At 72.5% G+C, this 15,967-nt stretch carries 16 protein-coding genes; 6 read left to right on the top strand and 10 right to left on the bottom strand.

Annotated features, from left to right (window positions below; all coding sequences use genetic code 11):
• Positions 1-10 precede the first annotated feature (10 nt).
• The 6 genes from secD to traF all read right to left on the bottom strand — a co-directional run bounded on the left by secD (position 11) and on the right by traF (position 8,569).
• Positions 11-1,642: a protein translocase subunit SecD gene (gene secD / locus IPL89_14885; protein MBK9064456.1), complete on the bottom strand. Its 1,632-nt coding sequence runs from the start codon at positions 1,640-1,642 to the stop codon at positions 11-13.
• A 123-nt stretch (positions 1,643-1,765) separates the two neighbouring features.
• Positions 1,766-4,669: an AAA family ATPase gene (locus tag IPL89_14880; protein MBK9064455.1), complete on the bottom strand. Its 2,904-nt coding sequence runs from the start codon at positions 4,667-4,669 to the stop codon at positions 1,766-1,768.
• Positions 4,666-5,874, bottom strand: coding sequence for a metallophosphoesterase (locus IPL89_14875; GenBank protein MBK9064454.1), 1,209 nt, complete (start codon positions 5,872-5,874; stop codon positions 4,666-4,668). The genes IPL89_14880 and IPL89_14875 overlap by 4 nt, the downstream gene beginning before the upstream one ends.
• A gap of 28 nt (positions 5,875-5,902) precedes the next feature.
• Positions 5,903-6,226 (bottom strand): preprotein translocase subunit YajC, encoded by a 324-nt coding sequence (yajC, locus tag IPL89_14870; GenBank protein ID MBK9064453.1) that lies wholly within the window; start codon positions 6,224-6,226, stop codon positions 5,903-5,905.
• Positions 6,226-7,359: a tRNA guanosine(34) transglycosylase Tgt gene (tgt, locus tag IPL89_14865; protein MBK9064452.1), complete on the bottom strand. Its 1,134-nt coding sequence runs from the start codon at positions 7,357-7,359 to the stop codon at positions 6,226-6,228. The genes yajC and tgt overlap by 1 nt, the downstream gene beginning before the upstream one ends.
• Before the next feature lie 4 nt (positions 7,360-7,363).
• Positions 7,364-8,569, bottom strand: coding sequence for a conjugal transfer protein TraF (traF, locus tag IPL89_14860; protein ID MBK9064451.1), 1,206 nt, complete (start codon positions 8,567-8,569; stop codon positions 7,364-7,366).
• Positions 8,570-8,650: 81 nt separating this feature from the next.
• Between traF and IPL89_14855 the strand changes: the two genes are divergently transcribed.
• Entirely contained in the window at positions 8,651-8,980 is a 330-nt protein-coding gene (locus IPL89_14855; protein ID MBK9064450.1) for a TIGR02300 family protein, read from the top strand.
• A 1-nt stretch (position 8,981) separates the two neighbouring features.
• Positions 8,982-9,563: a 2-amino-4-hydroxy-6-hydroxymethyldihydropteridine diphosphokinase gene (gene folK / locus IPL89_14850; protein ID MBK9064449.1), complete on the top strand. Its 582-nt coding sequence runs from the start codon at positions 8,982-8,984 to the stop codon at positions 9,561-9,563.
• Here folK and IPL89_14845 read toward each other — a convergent pair.
• Genes IPL89_14845 through IPL89_14835 form a run of 3 tightly spaced genes read right to left on the bottom strand, consistent with a single transcriptional unit; the run spans position 9,487 to position 12,534 of the window.
• Positions 9,487-10,746, bottom strand: a complete 1,260-nt coding sequence (locus tag IPL89_14845; GenBank protein ID MBK9064448.1) for a tryptophan 7-halogenase — start codon at positions 10,744-10,746, stop codon at positions 9,487-9,489. The two genes, folK and IPL89_14845, sit on opposite strands and share 77 nt — an antisense overlap.
• Positions 10,743-11,651: a serine acetyltransferase gene (locus IPL89_14840; protein ID MBK9064447.1), complete on the bottom strand. Its 909-nt coding sequence runs from the start codon at positions 11,649-11,651 to the stop codon at positions 10,743-10,745. Before IPL89_14840 ends, IPL89_14845 begins: the two co-directional genes overlap by 4 nt.
• A 13-nt stretch (positions 11,652-11,664) precedes the next feature.
• Complete coding sequence (locus tag IPL89_14835) at positions 11,665-12,534, bottom strand: hypothetical protein (protein MBK9064446.1); 870 nt, start codon at positions 12,532-12,534, stop codon at positions 11,665-11,667.
• Here IPL89_14835 and IPL89_14830 point away from each other — a divergent pair.
• The 4 genes from IPL89_14830 to IPL89_14815 are packed head-to-tail and all read left to right on the top strand — an operon-like array spanning position 12,494 to position 15,073.
• Positions 12,494-12,925: a DUF3467 domain-containing protein gene (locus IPL89_14830; GenBank protein ID MBK9064445.1), complete on the top strand. Its 432-nt coding sequence runs from the start codon at positions 12,494-12,496 to the stop codon at positions 12,923-12,925. The genes IPL89_14835 and IPL89_14830 overlap by 41 nt on opposite strands.
• 33 nt (positions 12,926-12,958) lie before the next feature.
• On the top strand, positions 12,959-13,483 hold the full coding sequence (locus IPL89_14825) for a thioredoxin family protein (GenBank protein MBK9064444.1): 525 nt from the start codon (positions 12,959-12,961) through the stop codon (positions 13,481-13,483).
• A gap of 25 nt (positions 13,484-13,508) precedes the next feature.
• Positions 13,509-14,108, top strand: coding sequence for a sigma-70 family RNA polymerase sigma factor (locus tag IPL89_14820; protein MBK9064443.1), 600 nt, complete (start codon positions 13,509-13,511; stop codon positions 14,106-14,108).
• On the top strand, positions 14,105-15,073 hold the full coding sequence (locus IPL89_14815) for a hypothetical protein (protein ID MBK9064442.1): 969 nt from the start codon (positions 14,105-14,107) through the stop codon (positions 15,071-15,073). Before IPL89_14820 ends, IPL89_14815 begins: the two co-directional genes overlap by 4 nt.
• Before the next feature lie 19 nt (positions 15,074-15,092).
• Here the strand turns inward: IPL89_14815 and IPL89_14810 are convergent, their stop codons facing one another.
• On the bottom strand, positions 15,093-15,887 hold the full coding sequence (locus IPL89_14810; GenBank protein ID MBK9064441.1) for a DNA alkylation repair protein: 795 nt from the start codon (positions 15,885-15,887) through the stop codon (positions 15,093-15,095).
• Between the last annotated feature and the right edge of the window lie 80 nt (positions 15,888-15,967).

The raw sequence follows: 15,967 nt of genomic DNA, 5'->3' as shown, positions 1-15,967 counted from the left end.
ATGCTCCGATTCAGATGGACAGGGTCTCGACACGCTCCTTCGGCCCGTAGATCAGGTCGAACAGGAGGTGCGAAACGAAGACCGCGGTGAAGACCGACGCGGTTAGGCCGATGACGAGGGTGACGGCAAAGCCCTTGATCGGGCCGGTGCCGAACTGGAAGAGGAAGAGCGCGGCCGAGATCGTCGTGACGTGGGTGTCGACGATCGTGCCCCAGGCGCGCTTGAACCCGAGGTCGATGGCGTTCTTCGGGGCCTTGCCGTTGTCCATCTCCTCGCGGATGCGCTCGAAGACAAGGACGTTCGAGTCCACGGCCATGCCGATCGTGAGGATGAAGCCCGCGATGCCGGGCAGCGTGAGCGTCGCGTTGATGTACGCCATTGCGCCGAGAAGGATGATCGCGTTCAAGAGGAGCGCGACGACGGCGTTGACGCCCGCGAGCCTGTAGTAGAGGACGACAACGATGAAGCAGCAGAGCATCCCGACGATCGAGGCGGTGACGCCCTTTTTGATCGAGTCGAGGCCGAGCGACGGCCCGACGGTGCGCTCTTCGAGGACGATCATCTCGGCGGGCAGCGCGCCCGAGCGCAGGACGAGCGCGAGCGCGTCCGCCTTCTCGGCCGTGAAGTTGCCCTCGATGATGCCGCTCTCCTTGATCTGGCTGTTGATGTTCGGAGCGGACATCACGCGGTTGTCGAGGACGATCGCGAGGCGCTTGTTGATGTTCTCGCCCGTGACCTTCGCGAACTTCACCGCGCCCGGCGCGTTCAGGAAGAACATGACGGCGGGCTGGTTGAACTTGTCGCGGTCCACCCGCGCGTTCTTCATGTCGCGTCCCGTGACGGCGGCGGCGCGCTTCAGGACGTAGAAGACCGGCGTGCGCGTGCGCGCGTCGGCGTCCTCGCTGAAGCCCTCGACGAGGCGGAGGTCTTCCGGGATCGTCCCGCCGTAGGCCGCTCTCGCGCCCTCGGCGGTCGGGTACGGGCCGCCGCGGTCGTCCACGAGCGTGAGCTCGAGGAGGCCGGTCGTTCCGATGATCTCCTTCACGCGGCTCGGGTCGTCGACGCCGGGGATCTCGACCACGATGCGGTCGGTGCCCTGGCGCTGGATGACGGGCTCGGCGACGCCGAGCGCGTCCACGCGGTTGCGGATCGTCTCGACGGCCTGGCGGGTGGCCTGGTCCTCGATCGCGCTCTTCTCGACGTCCTTGAAGCCGATTTTCCACTCGCGGCCGCGCTCGTCCACGGACCAGGAATTCGCGGGGAGGATCGACTTGACGAGGTCCTTGAGCTTGGCCTGGTCCGTCTTCTCGTCGAGCTTCAGCGTGAAGCCCGTGCCGTCGGCGGGGCCCGCCGGGGTCACCGCAACGCCGCGCTTCGTGCCCTCGTCCTTGAGGTGCTCGAGCGTGTCCTGCGCCTCGACCCTCAGCGCGTCGGTCGTCTTGACCTGCAGGACGAGGTGGATCCCTCCCTTGAGGTCGAGGCCGAGCTTGATGCCGTTGCGGAGGACCTCGGACATCGAGGGATTCGGCGGGGCAGTGGGCGACTTCTTGAGCGCCTCGTGGCCGCGCCACCAATAAGCGCCGAGCGAACCGATGAGGACGGCCAACGTCACGCCGACGCGCCATCCGATGGGCTTGTTCACGAACGCAACCTCCGGGAGCGGGCCCGGCCGGGGGCGGCCGAGGCCACCGGAGCGACGGGAAACCCGCGGGATACACCCGGCTTCTCCGGGCGAACCGGCGGAGTCTAGCAGAACCCGGGAGGGTCAGTCCGGCGCGGCGACGCCCGCCGGCCGGGACGAGAACGGCGCGAGGGACACCCGCGCCAGGCGCGGCGCCGCGTCTCCGAGCGCCGCGAGGAGACGCTCGTGCCGCCATGCGTGGCACGACACGACGAGGACCGGCCGCTCGCCCAGGACTTCGGTCGCGAGGAACCTCATGACGGCGACGAACCGCTCGTCGTCGGCGCCGACGAGCGGGTCGTCGAGGAGGAGCGGGACGCCGGCCGCGCCGGTCCCCAGGTAGCGGAGCGCGGCGAGCCGCGCCGTGAGGTGCAGCTGCTCGCGGGCGCCGGTCGAGAGGCCCGCCTCGATCTCCGTCTTCGTCGCGACCCGGCCGCCCTTCACGCGCGCCGAGAGCGTGAGGTCGTCCGAGAATTCGAGCGCCTCGTACGGGGTCCTCCACGTGGCGAGGATCGCGCGCGAAGCCTCGTTCAGGCCGCGCCGAAAGTCCGAATAGACGGACGCCGCGGCCCCGCCGAGGGATTCGCGCGCGAGGTCGACGGCGTCGCGAAAGACGATCGCGCGCGCGAGGAGCGCCGTGGAGGTCTCGAGATCCTCCTCGACGTCCCGCGCCGTGTCTCCTCCCGCGCGCGCCGCCGCCGCGAGCGCCCTCTCGGCCGCCGACCGCTCGTCCTCGGCGCGCGCCAGGGCCGCGCGAGCCTCCTCGGCGGCGCGACGCGCCTCCTCGGGCGTGCCGGACGCGCCCGCCGCCGCGGCCTCGCCCCCGGCCTCGGCGGTGCGTCGCGCGATCTCCGCGTCGAGCGCCTCGATCCGGGCCGCGAGATCCTCCGGATCGCCGGCGGTCTCCGCCTCGCGGCGCGCGGGCAGCTCGTGCTCCTGGAGCTGGCGGAGCTTCGCGGCCTTGCGCCGCCCCGCCTCCACCGCGAGAAGCGCCTCGGCGATCGGGAGACCCTGAGGCACGCCGGTCGCGGCGAGCGCGTCGCGCAGGCGCCGCTCGAGGTCGCGGAGGTCCGCGTCCTCGCGCGCGAGGCGCTCGCTCTCCTTGGCGAGGACTTCCTCACGCGTTCGGGACTCCTGCCGGACGCGGCCGAGCTCGACGAGGACGTCGAGGAGGCGCGCCGCGTCGTCCTCCCCGGGGATCCCGGGCGGAAGGCCCTGCGTTTCGCGGAACGGCGCGAGGTCGGCGTCGAGCGCGTCGAGGCGCCGCTTCGCGTCGTCGCGGCGCGTCGTCGCGGCGGCGAGAGCGCGGCGGCGGTCGTCGGCGGCACGGACGCGGCGATGGGCCTTGAGGAGCGAAGCCGCGTCGCGGAAGCCGGCGCTCCGGGCCACCTTGTCCAGCCGGAGGCGCAGCTCCGAGAGCTGGCGCCGGAGCTCCGCCGCGCGCCGGCGCGCGGCGGCCTCCTCCTCGCGGGCCCGGGCCTCGTCCGCGACGCGGTGCGTCGCCGCACGCGTCCAGCCGATCGCGCCGAGGAGGCCGAGCGTCAGCGCGAAGACGGCGACGGCGACGGTCACATGGAGCGGGGCGCCGGCCGAGGGCCACGCGAGCCACGCGACGACCGGCACGAGAGCGCCCGCTGCGGCGACCGTCCCCCGGCCGAGCCTCACCCTCTGCGCGCGTTCGCCCGCGACGATCGCCGCGATCGCCGAGGCGTCCGCGACCTTCCGGTCCAGCTTGACGCCCTCGAGCTCGAGCGTTCCGCGCTCTTCCTCGGCCCCGAGCACGAACTCGCGGTCCTCGGCGGCGATCGCATCCAGCCGCACGAACTCCTCCGCGAGCCCGTCCGCGCGCAGCACGTCCCAGTGCGCCTCGAGCGCCCGCTCGGCATCCTCGAGCTCCTTCCTGAGGCCGGCGAGGGCGCGCAGGAGCGCCTCGAACCGCGCCCGGGGCTCGTCCTCGAGGCGCGAAGCGGCGCCGAACCGGCGCGACAGATCCCCGGCGTCTCGCAAGGCCTCGCGCAGGCTGGACTCCAGAGCTGCGCGCGCGGCGTCGAGGGCCTGCGGGCGCGCGCCACGCTCCTCGCGCAGCCGGTCCACGTCCCGGAGCGCGGCGTCCGAGAAGAGCGCGGCCTCCGGCGCGAGCGAGCGGACCTCGTTTTCGGTCTCGCGGCGCTTCCGTTCCGCGGCGAGCGCGACGTCGAGCCGCTCCGAGAGGGCGCGCCGCTCCGCGGCGACGGCGAGAAGCTCCGCGAGATTCGCGCGGCGACGGACGTCGTCCCGCACGCGTGTGCGGTACGCGAGGGCGGCGGACGCCTGGGCGGCCTCACGCCGCTTCTGCGCAAGGGTGTCGCGCCGGGCCTTCGCCGCTTCGATCTTCTTCGTGAGGCGGGAGATCTCCGTGTCGACCGAGACGGCGCCGCCCGTCGTCGCGCCCGGCATCTCCCGGCGGGCCTGCTCGAGCGCCGCGAGCGCGCGCACGACCGAGGCTTCCCCGCCGCCCGAGTCGGCGATCCGGGCGAGCTCCACCGTGAGGCCGGCCTCGAGACGGTCCGTGTCCAGCACGTTCTGCTTCACGTACGCCGTCGCGCGGAAGAGGGGCTCCCCGAGGCCGCCGGTGACCGTCTCGCCGAACACGTCCCGGCCGCCCGCGCGCAGGAATTCGGCCGTGGCGTCGGCGCCGCGCTCGCGGTCCACGATGCGGAGCGTCCCCGCGTCGAGGTCGCGGTCGACGGACCACTTCCGGCCGTCCGCCGAGACGTCGAGTCCGACGCGCATCGGAGCGCCGCTGCGCGGGCGGCGCAGCTCGCGGACGCGCGTCGCGACGCCGCGCAGTTTCGGCAGCCCGTAGAGCGCCGTCACAATCGCCTCGCAGAGCGTGGTCTTGCCCGTCTCGTTCGGGTCGACGGCGAGGAGGACGCTGCCCTCCGGCCACGCGAGGTCGAGGTCGCGCAGCGCGCCGAAGCCCTCCACCCGGATGCGCTCGATCCTCACGCGTCCTCCGGCTCGGGGGGCAGGACGGGACGCCCCGCGAGCGCGTCGCGCCCGAGGCGCAGGGCCAGGTCCGCGAGGCGGCGCGGGCCTTCCTCGACGGCCAGGTCGCGCCGCGCCCGGAGATCCGCCGCGAACCGGCCCTCCGCCGAGCGCAAGCCGGCGTCCTCGACGGGAGGCGTCGTGAGGTCGCGCACCGCGAGGTGCCGGGCGCGCGCGGCGAACGCGCGCGCCGTTTCCGCGGGCCGCGCGCCGAACGGCTGCGTCCCGGTGAGCGTGAGGCGCACGAGGTCGGCCGGGCCCACGGCCGCGACGGCCCACACGGTCTCGACCCTCTCGGCGAGCGCCGCCCCCTCGAGATCCGTCGCGTCGACCGTCAGGTCGTGGACGACGCGGGAGTCCGCCGGCAGCGTCTCGACGCGCGGCGGCTCGCCCGGGACGAGCGTGACCTCGAGGAACACGCGGGCTCCCGTCTCGTCGAGACCCCGTCCGGTCGGGCAGCCCGAATACGCCCCGCGGCGCACGCCCGAGTCGTCCTCGACGAAATGGACGTGGTGGTGGTGGCCGAGCGCCGCCCAGGAGAAGCCGGCGTCGACGACCTCGCGCCGCGAGAACGGCGCCGTGCGCTTGGCCCCGCGCGGCGAGTCCGCGCCCGGATAGCTCTCGAGCGAGCCGTGGAGAAGGAGCAGGGCGTGTTCCGAAGCGGGCCGCGGGGGCGGCGGCGAAAGCGGACGGTCGACGACGACCGCGGGCGACAGGAACGCGCGGCCCGTGACGGTCGCGTCGTCCCGTCCCGGGAACGGAACCGTGGCCCACGCCGGGGCGCGGAAGACCACGACGTTCTCCGGCCACGCCCGCATGCCGAGCGCCGCGAGCACAGACGGGTCGTACCAGCCGCCGGCGCCGGCGAAGTCGTGGTTGCCGGGCGCGACGAAGACGGGCCGCGGCGCGAACGAGGCGAACGCCTCCAGCAGTCGGTGGACGGCGGCGGCAGGAACGTTCTCGGCGTCCCAGAGGTCCCCGGGGACGACGAGGGCGTCGACGCCGCGGGCCCTCGCGGCCTCGACGGCGCGCTCGGCGGCGCCGTCGACTTCCTCGCGCCGGACGGCGCGCACCTCCGGGGGCATTCCGAGCCCCCCGCCCGTGAGCGCGGAACCCACATGCCAGTCCGAGGACTGGAGGAGCGTGAGAGGTCGCCGGGGGGGCACCCCTTATTTTCTCACGGAAGTCCGGAGGTCAGGCGGGTTCCTTCGTGTCCGTGTCGGCCGAGAGGCCCGCGATCGCGCTGCGGTTGATCTTGATCTTCGTCGTGTCGGAGATCTTGAGCCACACGATCTGGTCCTCGACCTGCGCGATCGTCCCGTGGATCCCGCCCGACGTGACGACGCGGTCGCCCTTCTTCAGGGCCGAGATCAGCTCCTTCTGCTTCTTCTGCTGCTTGCGCATCGGCGCGAGGAGCACGAAGTAGAAGATCACGAACATGAGCAGGTACGGGACCATCTGCACGATCGGGTTGGCCGCGATGCCCGCGGGGGCGGCCTGCAGCAGGGACGGGTTCATCAGGAGTCCTTTCCGACGGCTCGCGACCAGCGGGGAAGCGCCTCCGCCGCCCACGCCGTGAACCGATTCGAGGCGAGAGCCTCACGGATTCCCCGCATCAAGTCAAGGATCGCCGTGAGGTTGTGGACGGTGAGGAGCGTCGCCGCCGTGGGCTCGCCGGCGACGAACAGGTGCCTGAGGTACGCGCGCGAGTGGCGGCGGCACGTCGGGCAGCCGCACGCGGGGTCCGGGGGCGCGGCGTCCTCGCGGTAGCGCGCGTGCTTGATCGCGAGCGTCCCCTCGGAGGTGTAGAGCAGGCCGTGCCGTGCGGCGCGCGTCGGGAGCACGCAGTCGAAGAGGTCGAACCCCCGCGCGACGGCGTCGATGAGGTCGTCGGGCCGCCCGACGCCCATGAGGTAGCGCGGCCGGTCTTCCGGGAGGAGAGGCGCCGTCGCCGCGACCATCGCGCGCATCTCGTCCTTCGGCTCCCCCACCGAGAGCCCGCCGCACGCGACGCCGTCGAACGGGAGCGCGGCGATCGCGGCGGCGCTCTCCGCGCGCAGGTCCGGGTGCATGCCGCCCTGCACGATCCCGAACAGCGCGCCGCGCGGCGAGGCGAGCGCCTCGCGCCGGACAGCCGCGCGCGCCGCCCAGCGGTGGGTGAGCTCCATCGACGTCCGCGCCTCGTCCTTCGTCGCCGGCCACGGCGTGCACTCGTCGAGGACCATCGCGACGTCGACGCCGAAGTCCCCGAGCTGCAGCTCGACGGCGCGTTCGGGCGTGAGCGCGTGCGCGGACCCGTCGACGTGGCTGCGGAAGAGGACGCCGTCCTCCGAGAGCGTCCGGCTGCCCGCAAGCGACATCACCTGGTATCCGCCCGAGTCCGTGAGAATCGGCCGGTCCCATCCGGTGAAACGGTGCAGTCCTCCGAGCCGCCGCACCGTGTCGCCGCCGGGCCGAAGCATGAGGTGGTACGTGTTCGCGAGGACGATCTCCGCGCCGGCCGCTTCGAGGTCGCTCCAGCGCGCCGCCTTGACGGTGCCCGCGGTCCCGACGGGCATGAACGCCGGCGTCTCGACCGTGCCGTGGTCCAGCGTCAGGCGTCCCCGGCGCGGGCCCGGGCCGGGGGCCGTGAGCCGTTCGAAACGGAGCATCGGGTCAGATGCCGAAGCGCGCGGTCGCCACGAGGCCGAGCGCCCCGTCGGCCGTGCGATACACGCCGCTGAGGTCGACCTTCGCGGGGCCGATCACGACGCCCGCGCCGCCGGTGAGCGCCGGCTTCTTGTCGGGCGACTCGAGGTTGACCGACGCCCCGGCGCGGACGACGAGGGCGACGATCGTCCACTCGACGCCGCCGCCGATCTCCCGGCTCTTCAGCCCCTCGACGAGCGTGTCGTTCGCCGTCAGGTCGGCGTCCGCCGCAAACGTGAGGCCGATGAGCGGAACGTGCACGGACGCGCCGACGCGCAGCTGCTGGCCCCACGTCACGGACTGCCCCCGCTCGGCCGCGGGCGCGCCGTCCGCGTACGGGAACGACGGCTTGTTGATGCCCCGCCAGACCGCGCCGACGTGGACCGGGCCGAACGACGCGAGGGCGCCGAGGTCGGCGGACCAGTCGGTGTGGGACTGGGCGAGTCCGTCGAGGGACGTCTGGGCGAAGCTCAAGGGCCCGGCGCCCGCGTCCGTCGTGAAGGCGGACTCCTGTGAGACGTACGTCGTGCCCCAGAGCGCGTGGACGGCCGCGCCGACCGTGATCGTGCCCTCGAGAAACGACATGGACTTCGCGAGCGCGAGGTCCTTCAGCTCCAGGCCGCGGAAGACGGCGGCAGACTTGTTGAAGGCGATCGACGTCGCGGGGTTCGCCCCGAGCGCCGTGTGGACGAGGTCTGCCCGCACGAACGTGCCGCTGAACGCGCGATCCGTGAACGACAGCTCCCAGCCCCCGTGCGCGGCCGCGAGCGAGACGTTTCCGTTCCCGAGCATCCCGTTGCCCGGGTCCGCGAGCGTGCGGAGCGCCGCGACGACGTCCGCGTAGCTCTGCGGCTGGGCGCCGGTCGCGAGCTTCACGGGGTCGTTCCCGGCGATGATCTTCAGCGGCGCGAAGTAGTCGCCGCTCTCGCGCGTGACGAGGCCCGCCGAGAGCGCAAACGCGAAGTTCTTGTCGGGAGCGAGCGCGGGGTTGTCCACGGCGCCCGCGACGTCGGGCCCCAGGCCCACGGCCGCGCCGCCGAGGGCGGTCGCGCGGGCGGTCACGGCGCCGAAGGGCATCTGCGCGCGGGCGGGAAGGGCTGCGGCGGCGAAAAACGCCGCGGCCCCGAGGGCGGCCCCGGCTCGCCGGAGGGAGGTTCGGGAGGGCTCGCCCATCGTCCGGCCGAGTGTACGTGGCGGGGCGCGTTGACCCAAAAAAACACGGATGCTATGTTCCGGCGTCTTTTCGGGAGGCTCATGGCCGAACTGGGAACGAAACACACGTGCTTCAAATGCGGGACGAAGTTCTACGATCTCAAGAAGAACCCCGTCCTGTGCCCGAAGTGCGGAGCGGATCAGAAGGACGCGCCACCGCAGCCGACGTCTCCCGTCGTGCTGCACGCGGCGCGGCGCGCCAAGCGCGACGAATTCGCCGATCCGGACGTCTTCGACCGTAATCGCGAGGAAGAGGACGTCGTCACCGAGCCCGAGGATCCCGCGGCCAAGCGCGTCGACGACGACGAGGAGCTCCCGCTCGGCGAGGCTCCCACGCTGGAAGGCGCCGAAGAGTCGGACGACGAGTACTGACGTGCGGGCGCGCCCCGCGCGCCCCCGGCCCGTCTTCGTCGCCATCGGCCTCGGATCGAATCTCGGAAGAAGAGAAGATTTTCTTAGAAAGGGTGTAGAGGCCGTCGCGCCGCATCTCACGCGGATGCGCGTTTCACCTTTCTATGAATCTTCTCCGGTCCCTCCACTCCCCCGTCAGCCCGATTACCTCAACGCCGTCATCACGGGGCGGACGAGGCTGTCCGCTCCGGCCCTTCTCACCCTTCTAAGAAAATCCGAATCCTCCGCTGGCAGGAAGCGAGCCCGTGCCGCGAAGGATGGTCCTCGCACGTTGGACCTCGACATCCTCCTCTACGGAAACCAGAGGATCGCGAGTCGCAGCCTGACCGTTCCCCACCCGCGCATGGTGTCGCGCCTCTTCGTCCTCGTCCCCCTCGCCGATCTCGCGCCGCGGCGCGTCGTCCCCGGCACGGCGAAGACCGTCGCCCGCCTCCTCGCGGAAGCCCGGCGCGTCTCGACCGACGCCGTCAGGCCGTGGTCGCCACGCCGTCGTCCTTCTCGACGAGGCGCGAGAACGCGAACGCCATCAGCGTCAGGCGGTTGAAGACCCTCACGCCGAGGGACGGGCTCTCGACGTCGCCCGCGAGCGTGGAGGTCACCGCCGCCCGCAGCGCATCGAGCGGAGCCTCCTCGCAGAACATCCGCGTGAAGACCGGGTCGTAGTAGCCGTACACGAACGGCCGGAACCGCGCGACCATCCGCTCGTTCGTCCGCCCGTAGGCCTTCAGGTCCGCCGCGTCGACGCGGCCCTTCGCCGCCAGCGCCGCGTCGATCGCCTTCGCCGCCCGGAGCCCGGCCGACATGCCGAGGAAGACGCCCGTCGAAAACACGGGGTCGAGGAACGTTGCGGCGTCGCCGGCGAGGACCCAGCCGTCGCCGCCGTGAGGCGTCGCGGTGAACGAGTAGTCCGAGACGGACCCGACGTCGCTCGTGCGCGCCGCGCCCGCGAGGTAGCCGCGCATCGTCGCCGAGAGCGCGAGGATCTCTTCGAGCCTCTCGACATTCGTCTTCCCGGCGAGCGAGCCGAGAAGCGAGGGGTCGAAAACAGCCCCAACCGAGGCGCTGCCGTCGGCGAAGGGAATCACCCAGTACCAGACGTCCGGCCGGAAGGGCAGCAGGATGTCTCCGGCGCGCTCTCCCTCGCCGCGCCAGACGCCGGTGTAGTGCGCGTAGAGCGCCGCGCGCCGGAGCTTCGTGTCCTGGCGCCGGATCTTCAGACGCGAGGCGAGGAAGGCGGCCTGGCCGGTTGCGTCCACGACGACCTTCGCGGCGATTTCCTCCGGCCCGCCGGGGCCCGCGACGCGGACGCCCGTCGCGCGCGCGCCGTCGAAGCGGACGTCCTCCACCGCGGCGCCGCGGCGCACCGTCGCGCCGGACTCGGCGGCGTGTGCCGCGAGGATTCCGTCGAAGTCCTTCCGCTTGACCTGCCACGCGGAAGGCCTGGCCGCGTCCCAGGCGCGGCGAAAGTCGACCTGGCGCGTGCCGCCCGTACGCTCGTTGGTGAAGAACGCGCCAAACTTCCTCTGGAAGCCCGCGCCTTCGATCTTCTCGAGCAGCCCGAGCTCCTCGAAGATCGGCGTGTTCCACGGGAGGAGCGACTCGCCGATCTTGAAGCGCGGCTCCGGGTCGCGGTCGAGGAGGAGAACGGAGCGTCCGCGGCGCGCGAGCGCCGTCGCCGCGGAGCAGCCGGAGGGACCGGCGCCGAGGACCACGGCGTCCCAGGTCATCGCCGGACCGGCGCGACGGCCGCGATACGCGGCTCGCGCTTCAGCTGGTCGCCCTGGAGCGTGACGCGCGTCCCGGGCGGAACCGACGCCGTGAGCCAAACGCTGCCGCCGATCACGGACCCTCGCCCGACGACGGTCTTGCCGCCGAGGATCGTCGCTCCCGCGTAGATCACGACTTCGTCCTCGACCGTCGGGTGGCGCTTCGTCCCGCGGATGAGCTCGCCGCGCTCGTTCTTCGGGAACGAGAGCGCGCCGAGCGTGACTCCCTGGTAGAGCTTGACGCTGTGCCCGATGTCCGTCGTCTCGCCGATGACGATGCCGGTGCCGTGGTCGATGAAGAACGAGCGCCCGATGCGCGCGCCGGGGTGGATGTCGATGCCCGTCTCGAGGTGGGCAAACTCCGTCAGCATGCGCGGGACGAGCGGCACGCCCGCCTCGTGCAGGGCATGGGCGACGCGGTACGTGAAGATGGCCATGATCCCGGGATAGGCGAGGATGATCTCGTCGAAGCCCGTCGCGGCGGGATCGCCGTCGAACGCGGCGCGCACGTCGTCGGCGACCATGTCCGCGATCGCGGGCAGCGTCTCGAGGAGCCCCGTGGCGAGCTCCGGCGCGCGCGCGGCGGCGCCCGAAGGGTCGTCCGGCATGAGCGCCTTCTCGATCTGGTTCGAGAGCTTCTCGTGGACCTGGTGCAGGACGTACGCGAGGCGGTCGCCGAGGTTCGCGCGGATGAGCGGGGCATCGCCGTAGAAGCCCGGGTACACGACCTCCTGGAGCATCCGGAGGATCTCGACGAGCTCGCTGCTGCGCGGCCGCGGAGGCGCGTCGACCGCGGACAGCAGCGTCCGGCTCTCGGCGCCGGCAACCACGCGGCTGATCGCCTCCCGGAGGCGGGAATCGTTCATGCGACTCATTCTCTCATCGGCCCCACTCCCGGAGCTTCGCCGCCGCGTCCTCCTGGGACCGCCGGCCCTCGACGAGCCATTCCGGCTGCGGTGCCTCGTCTCCGAGCGCCTGCATCAGGGCGCGCGCCTCGCCGCGCCTCTCCGGCTCGTAGTCCCAGATCGCCTCGGCGAGGAACTGGCGCCCGAGAAAGTCCTTCGGCCCCGTCGCGACCGCGAGCCTCAGGTTCTTCAGCGCCTCCGTGCGGGACGCCCAGCCCGTGAGGAACGGGACGGAGGGCGTCTGGTGATGGAGACGGCCGAGGATCCGGTAGCCGCCGCCGCCGTTGAACGAGGGGTCGAGGAGGATGACCGCCTGCGCGTAGTCGCGGATCTTCGCCGCGGCGCCCTGCTTGACGGCGGCCATCTTCCCGAATGCGAGCGACCACTTGCCCCAGTCGGCGGCCGCCCAGTAGAACGCGTCGACCGCGTCGGAGCGGCCGCCGAGGTGAGGCGCGAGCTCGACGGGCGACGCCTTCGAGAGGTCCTTGCCGGTCGCCTTTGCCGCGTCGCGCCGCAGCAGGCCGAGCGCCTCCTCGGCGACCTTGCGGCCTTCGTCGAAGACGTCCCTCTTGGCCGTCACGTCGTCCAGGGCGTGCTCGCCCTTGAAGTACAGCGCGCGCATCAGCCGGCCGCGTGCGGCGATGGAGTCGGGCTCCTTCGCGAGCGCGGCGCGGCTCGCGGCGATCACCGGGTCGATCGCCTCGGCGCGGGCACGCCCGCCCGTCGAGCCCTCGGCGCGGAGCGCCCAGAGGCGGTCGGCCTCGGCGAGGGGCGTCGCGTCGTCGGCGGAAACGGGCGCGAGAATGGCGAGAGGGAGCGCGAGGACCAGGAGAGCGGCTCTCATCCGTGACACTATACTGGCGCGCCTTTTGCGAAGAGGCTCCCGAATCGACCTGCGAGGTGCCGCCGTGGCCGACGAACCGAAGACCGAAGGACCCCAGCCCCCCACCCTGCAGTTCTCGATCGACGACACCGTCGCGAACGGCGTCTACGTGAACTTCGCGAACATCATCCACAACCCGGCCGAGTTCGTCCTCGACTTCGGCCGCGTCGTCCCCGGGCGCACGGACGTGCGTGTCCTCTCGCGCGTCCTGACCTCCCCCGTCCACGCCAAGCAGCTTCTGAACGCCCTCTCCCAGAACGTCGCGCTCTACGAGAAGACGTTCGGCCCGATCCGCACCGATTTCGAAGCGGCCTCCGCGCCGCCCTCGACCGACCCCACTCGGCCGAACTGAAGACCGAAGACCACCCAAGGAGACTGAACCCCGATGCCGCTCCCGCTCCGCCCCGCCCTCCCGGCTCTCGCCCTCCTCGCGCTCGCCTGCGCCGCGCCGGTTTCCGCCGAGCAGCCCGCGAAGAAGACTCCACCGCCAGCCGCCGCCGCCACGCCCGCCGCCGATGCGCCGATCTACGACCCGGACCTCATCGGCGACAAGGCGATCGCGGTCGCGCAGAAGGTCGCGAGCGATTCGGGCCGGCGCCTCCTCGTCAACCTCGGCACGAACGACTGCCGGCCGTGCGCCGTCGTCAACCGCGCGCTCCACAAGAACAACTTCTTTGAGGTCTTCAGCCAGCAGTTCGTGGCCGAGTACGTCGACGTGTCGAACATGCCGAACGCCGCGCTGATCGACAGGTACCACATCAACCCGAAGGCGGAGCTGCCCGCGATCATCATCCTCATGCCCGACGGACGCCTCATCGAGGCGCTCGCGCACGGCGAGATGGCGGCGATCGCGAAGAAGGGCGAGCCCGCGGTCCAGGAGTGGCTCCTCAAGCGGTTCGCGAAACAGTAGGCGGAGCTTCTGGCACAATGACCCGGTGGCCGTCTCCGCGCACTCCGCGGCCGCGTACGGGCCGGATCCGGGCGACCTCCTCCTCGTGGCGACAGGGGACGACGCTGCGCTGAGGCGCATCCTCTCGCGCTGGAAGCAGCCGGTCTACGCCGCCTTCGAGCGCCTCCGCGAGCCGTCCGCGGCGGCCGAGGCGACGATCCAGACGTTCGAGCGCCTCGTGCGCTCGGCCGGACGCTTCGAGCCCGGCGCGTCGTTCCCCGCGACGCTCTGGGAACACGCCGCGCGCGTTGCGCAGGAACTCCCCCAGGTTCAGCCCGTCTCCGTCTCGCCCGCGCGCCTGGCCGAATCCGCCGCCGCGCGCACCGCGCTGCAGCGCTCCGCGCTCGCGGCCCTCCAGCCGGCCGAGCGCGCCGCCTTTCTTCTCACCCGCGTCGCGCGGCTCCCGCTGGCCACGGCCGCGGCCGCTCTCGGCACGTCCGAAGGCGACGTCCGCCGGCGCCTCGTGCGCGCGCTCGAGACGCTCCGCACGTCCCTTCGGCCCCTTCTCGACCTCGGCGTCGGCGGCGCCGATCCGTCGCCCGACGCGGCGACGACGGAGCCGCCGCCGTTCGGAGACGCGCCGTGACCTGCGACGAGCTGCGCGAGCGCATCGTCGATCCCGCATCCGCCGGGCAGGGCGGTCACGCACCCGTCGTCGAGCACCTCGAGGAGTGCGCGGCCTGCCGCGCCTCCGCCCGCGACTTCGCGGCGATCGACCGTCTCCTGAAACCCGCCGCGGCCCCCGAGCCGCCGGCCGACCTCGACGCCCGGCTGCTCCAGAGGCTCGCGACGCCGCCCCGGAACCCGTGGACGCAGCCCGCGGCGCTCCTCGCCGCGGCGGCCGCGGTGCTCATCCTCGCCTTCTTCGGGACCCGCGCTCTCCGCCGCGCGCCGGCGGCCGACGGTCCCGCCGCCGAGCCGGCGCCCGAGCTCCCCGCCGCCCCGAGCACACGCCCCGCGCCGTCCGAGCGCCCGCCCGACATCGTCGCGGTGCGCTCGACCCCCATCAACCTCGACCGCCCGCCTCTCACGAACGAGGAGAAGGCGCAGGCGGCGGCTCTCCATCAGTTCGACTTCCTGAACACGTTCGAGACGCTCGCGCGCCTCGACGCGTTCTTCCCGGAGCCGGTCGGCCCGCGTGCGCCGGTGCCGGTGCCCGCGGGAGGCTTTCCGTCACGCCCGCCGGACACGCCCGACGGCCTCACGGGACGCTTCCTCGACTGGCAACGGGCGAGCGCGAAGGAACGCGCCCGGCTCGTCGCGCTCGAAGCGTCGTTCAAGAACAGACCCGAGGAGGAGCGCGCGCTGCTCGAGGACCGCTGGACCCTCGTGAAGGACTTCACGGAAGAGCAGCAGGTCGGGTTGCGCCGCCTCGCGAGCCGCCTCGACGAGGCGGACGCGCGTTCCCACGACCGGCTCGAGTCCGAGATCCGGCTCATCGGCCGGCTCCCGATGCCCCAGCGCGTGGCGCGCTGGCGCGGCCTCCCGTTCGCGAAGCCGCTCACGGGACAGGAGCTCGAGAGCGCCGAGCGCCTTCTTCTGTCGCGCTGAATCAGCGAACCCGAAAACCTCAGGTCGTGGAGACGAGGGCGGCCTGGGCCTCGAGCTTCGCGATGAGCGCGGCGCGGCGCGCGGCGTCGAGGTTCTCGGAGCCGGCGCGGAGGATGTCCGGGTTGCCGTCCACGGAGCGGCGGAACAGGAAGTCCTGAACGGCCTTCGCGTCGACCTTCGTCGTCTCGCGCAGCAGGCTCGCGACGGCGGAAACCATCGCCGGGTGGTCCTCGTGCAGGAGAAGCTCGGCCAGCTCGAGAACGGCCGGCGCCTCGCGGCGCCCGTCGCTCACGAGGCCGACGGCGGCGAGAACGGCGAGGCGGCGCTTCCCGACGCTGCGGAGGCGCGCCCACTTGCGCAGAACGTTGATCTTCGCGGGCTCGAGGGCGAGCGCGGGCGCGGCGACGCGGGCGCCGAGCGCCTCGGCCACCTCGAGATCCTCGGCGACCGAGCTCCACTTCTCGACATGCGAGAAGAGACCGGCCGCGAAGTCCTTCCGGTGGCGCTCGAGGACGTCGAGCGCCACGAGGATTTCCTCGCGCACCTTGCGGCTCACGGCGGCGTCCATCAGGGCGACCGCGGCGCCGTAGTCCATCGCGGGCTTGTTCCTGGTCTGGATCTCACGCGCGATCGAGCGCACGAACGACGGCTTCACGCCGAGCGCCTTGAGAGGGCTCCTCGGCTGAAGGGCGCCGCCCTTCGACTTTCCGTTGGCCTTGCCCTCTTTTGCGGCCTCTTTCTCGTCGGCACGGGCCTCCAGAAGGGCTCGAACGTCCTTGAGAATTGAGGCGGCGGCAGCGGCAGACTTGGCCATAAGCAAACTCTGATTCTAGCACACAGGGTGACCACTTCCGAGGTCGCGGAACTGGTACTGGACTGAGTCTCAGCGGGTTC

This window comes from Acidobacteriota bacterium (assembly GCA_016716715.1).
Taxonomy (GTDB): Bacteria; Acidobacteriota; Thermoanaerobaculia; order UBA5066; family UBA5066; genus Fen-183.
The sequence above is the reverse complement of the archived record's forward strand: the minus strand, read 5'-3'. Positions and strand labels throughout refer to the sequence as shown.

Bases quoted from the DNA above. Each gene is read 5' to 3' on its own strand.
- yajC (MBK9064453.1), bottom strand. From the start codon at position 6,226: ATGAACCCGTCCCTGCTGCAGGCCGCCCCCGCGGGCATCGCGGCCAAC.
- tgt (MBK9064452.1), bottom strand. From the start codon at position 7,359: ATGCTCCGTTTCGAACGGCTCACGGCCCCCGGCCCGGGCCCGCGCCGG.
- traF (MBK9064451.1), bottom strand. From the start codon at position 8,569: ATGGGCGAGCCCTCCCGAACCTCCCTCCGGCGAGCCGGGGCCGCCCTC.
- IPL89_14855 (MBK9064450.1), top strand. From the start codon at position 8,651: ATGGCCGAACTGGGAACGAAACACACGTGCTTCAAATGCGGGACGAAG.
- IPL89_14845 (MBK9064448.1), bottom strand. From the start codon at position 10,746: ATGACCTGGGACGCCGTGGTCCTCGGCGCCGGTCCCTCCGGCTGCTCC.
- IPL89_14840 (MBK9064447.1), bottom strand. From the start codon at position 11,651: ATGAACGATTCCCGCCTCCGGGAGGCGATCAGCCGCGTGGTTGCCGGC.
- IPL89_14830 (MBK9064445.1), top strand. From the start codon at position 12,494: ATGGCGAGAGGGAGCGCGAGGACCAGGAGAGCGGCTCTCATCCGTGAC.
- IPL89_14835 (MBK9064446.1), bottom strand. From the start codon at position 12,534: ATGAGAGCCGCTCTCCTGGTCCTCGCGCTCCCTCTCGCCATTCTCGCG.
- IPL89_14825 (MBK9064444.1), top strand. From the start codon at position 12,959: ATGCCGCTCCCGCTCCGCCCCGCCCTCCCGGCTCTCGCCCTCCTCGCG.
- IPL89_14810 (MBK9064441.1), bottom strand. From the start codon at position 15,887: ATGGCCAAGTCTGCCGCTGCCGCCGCCTCAATTCTCAAGGACGTTCGA.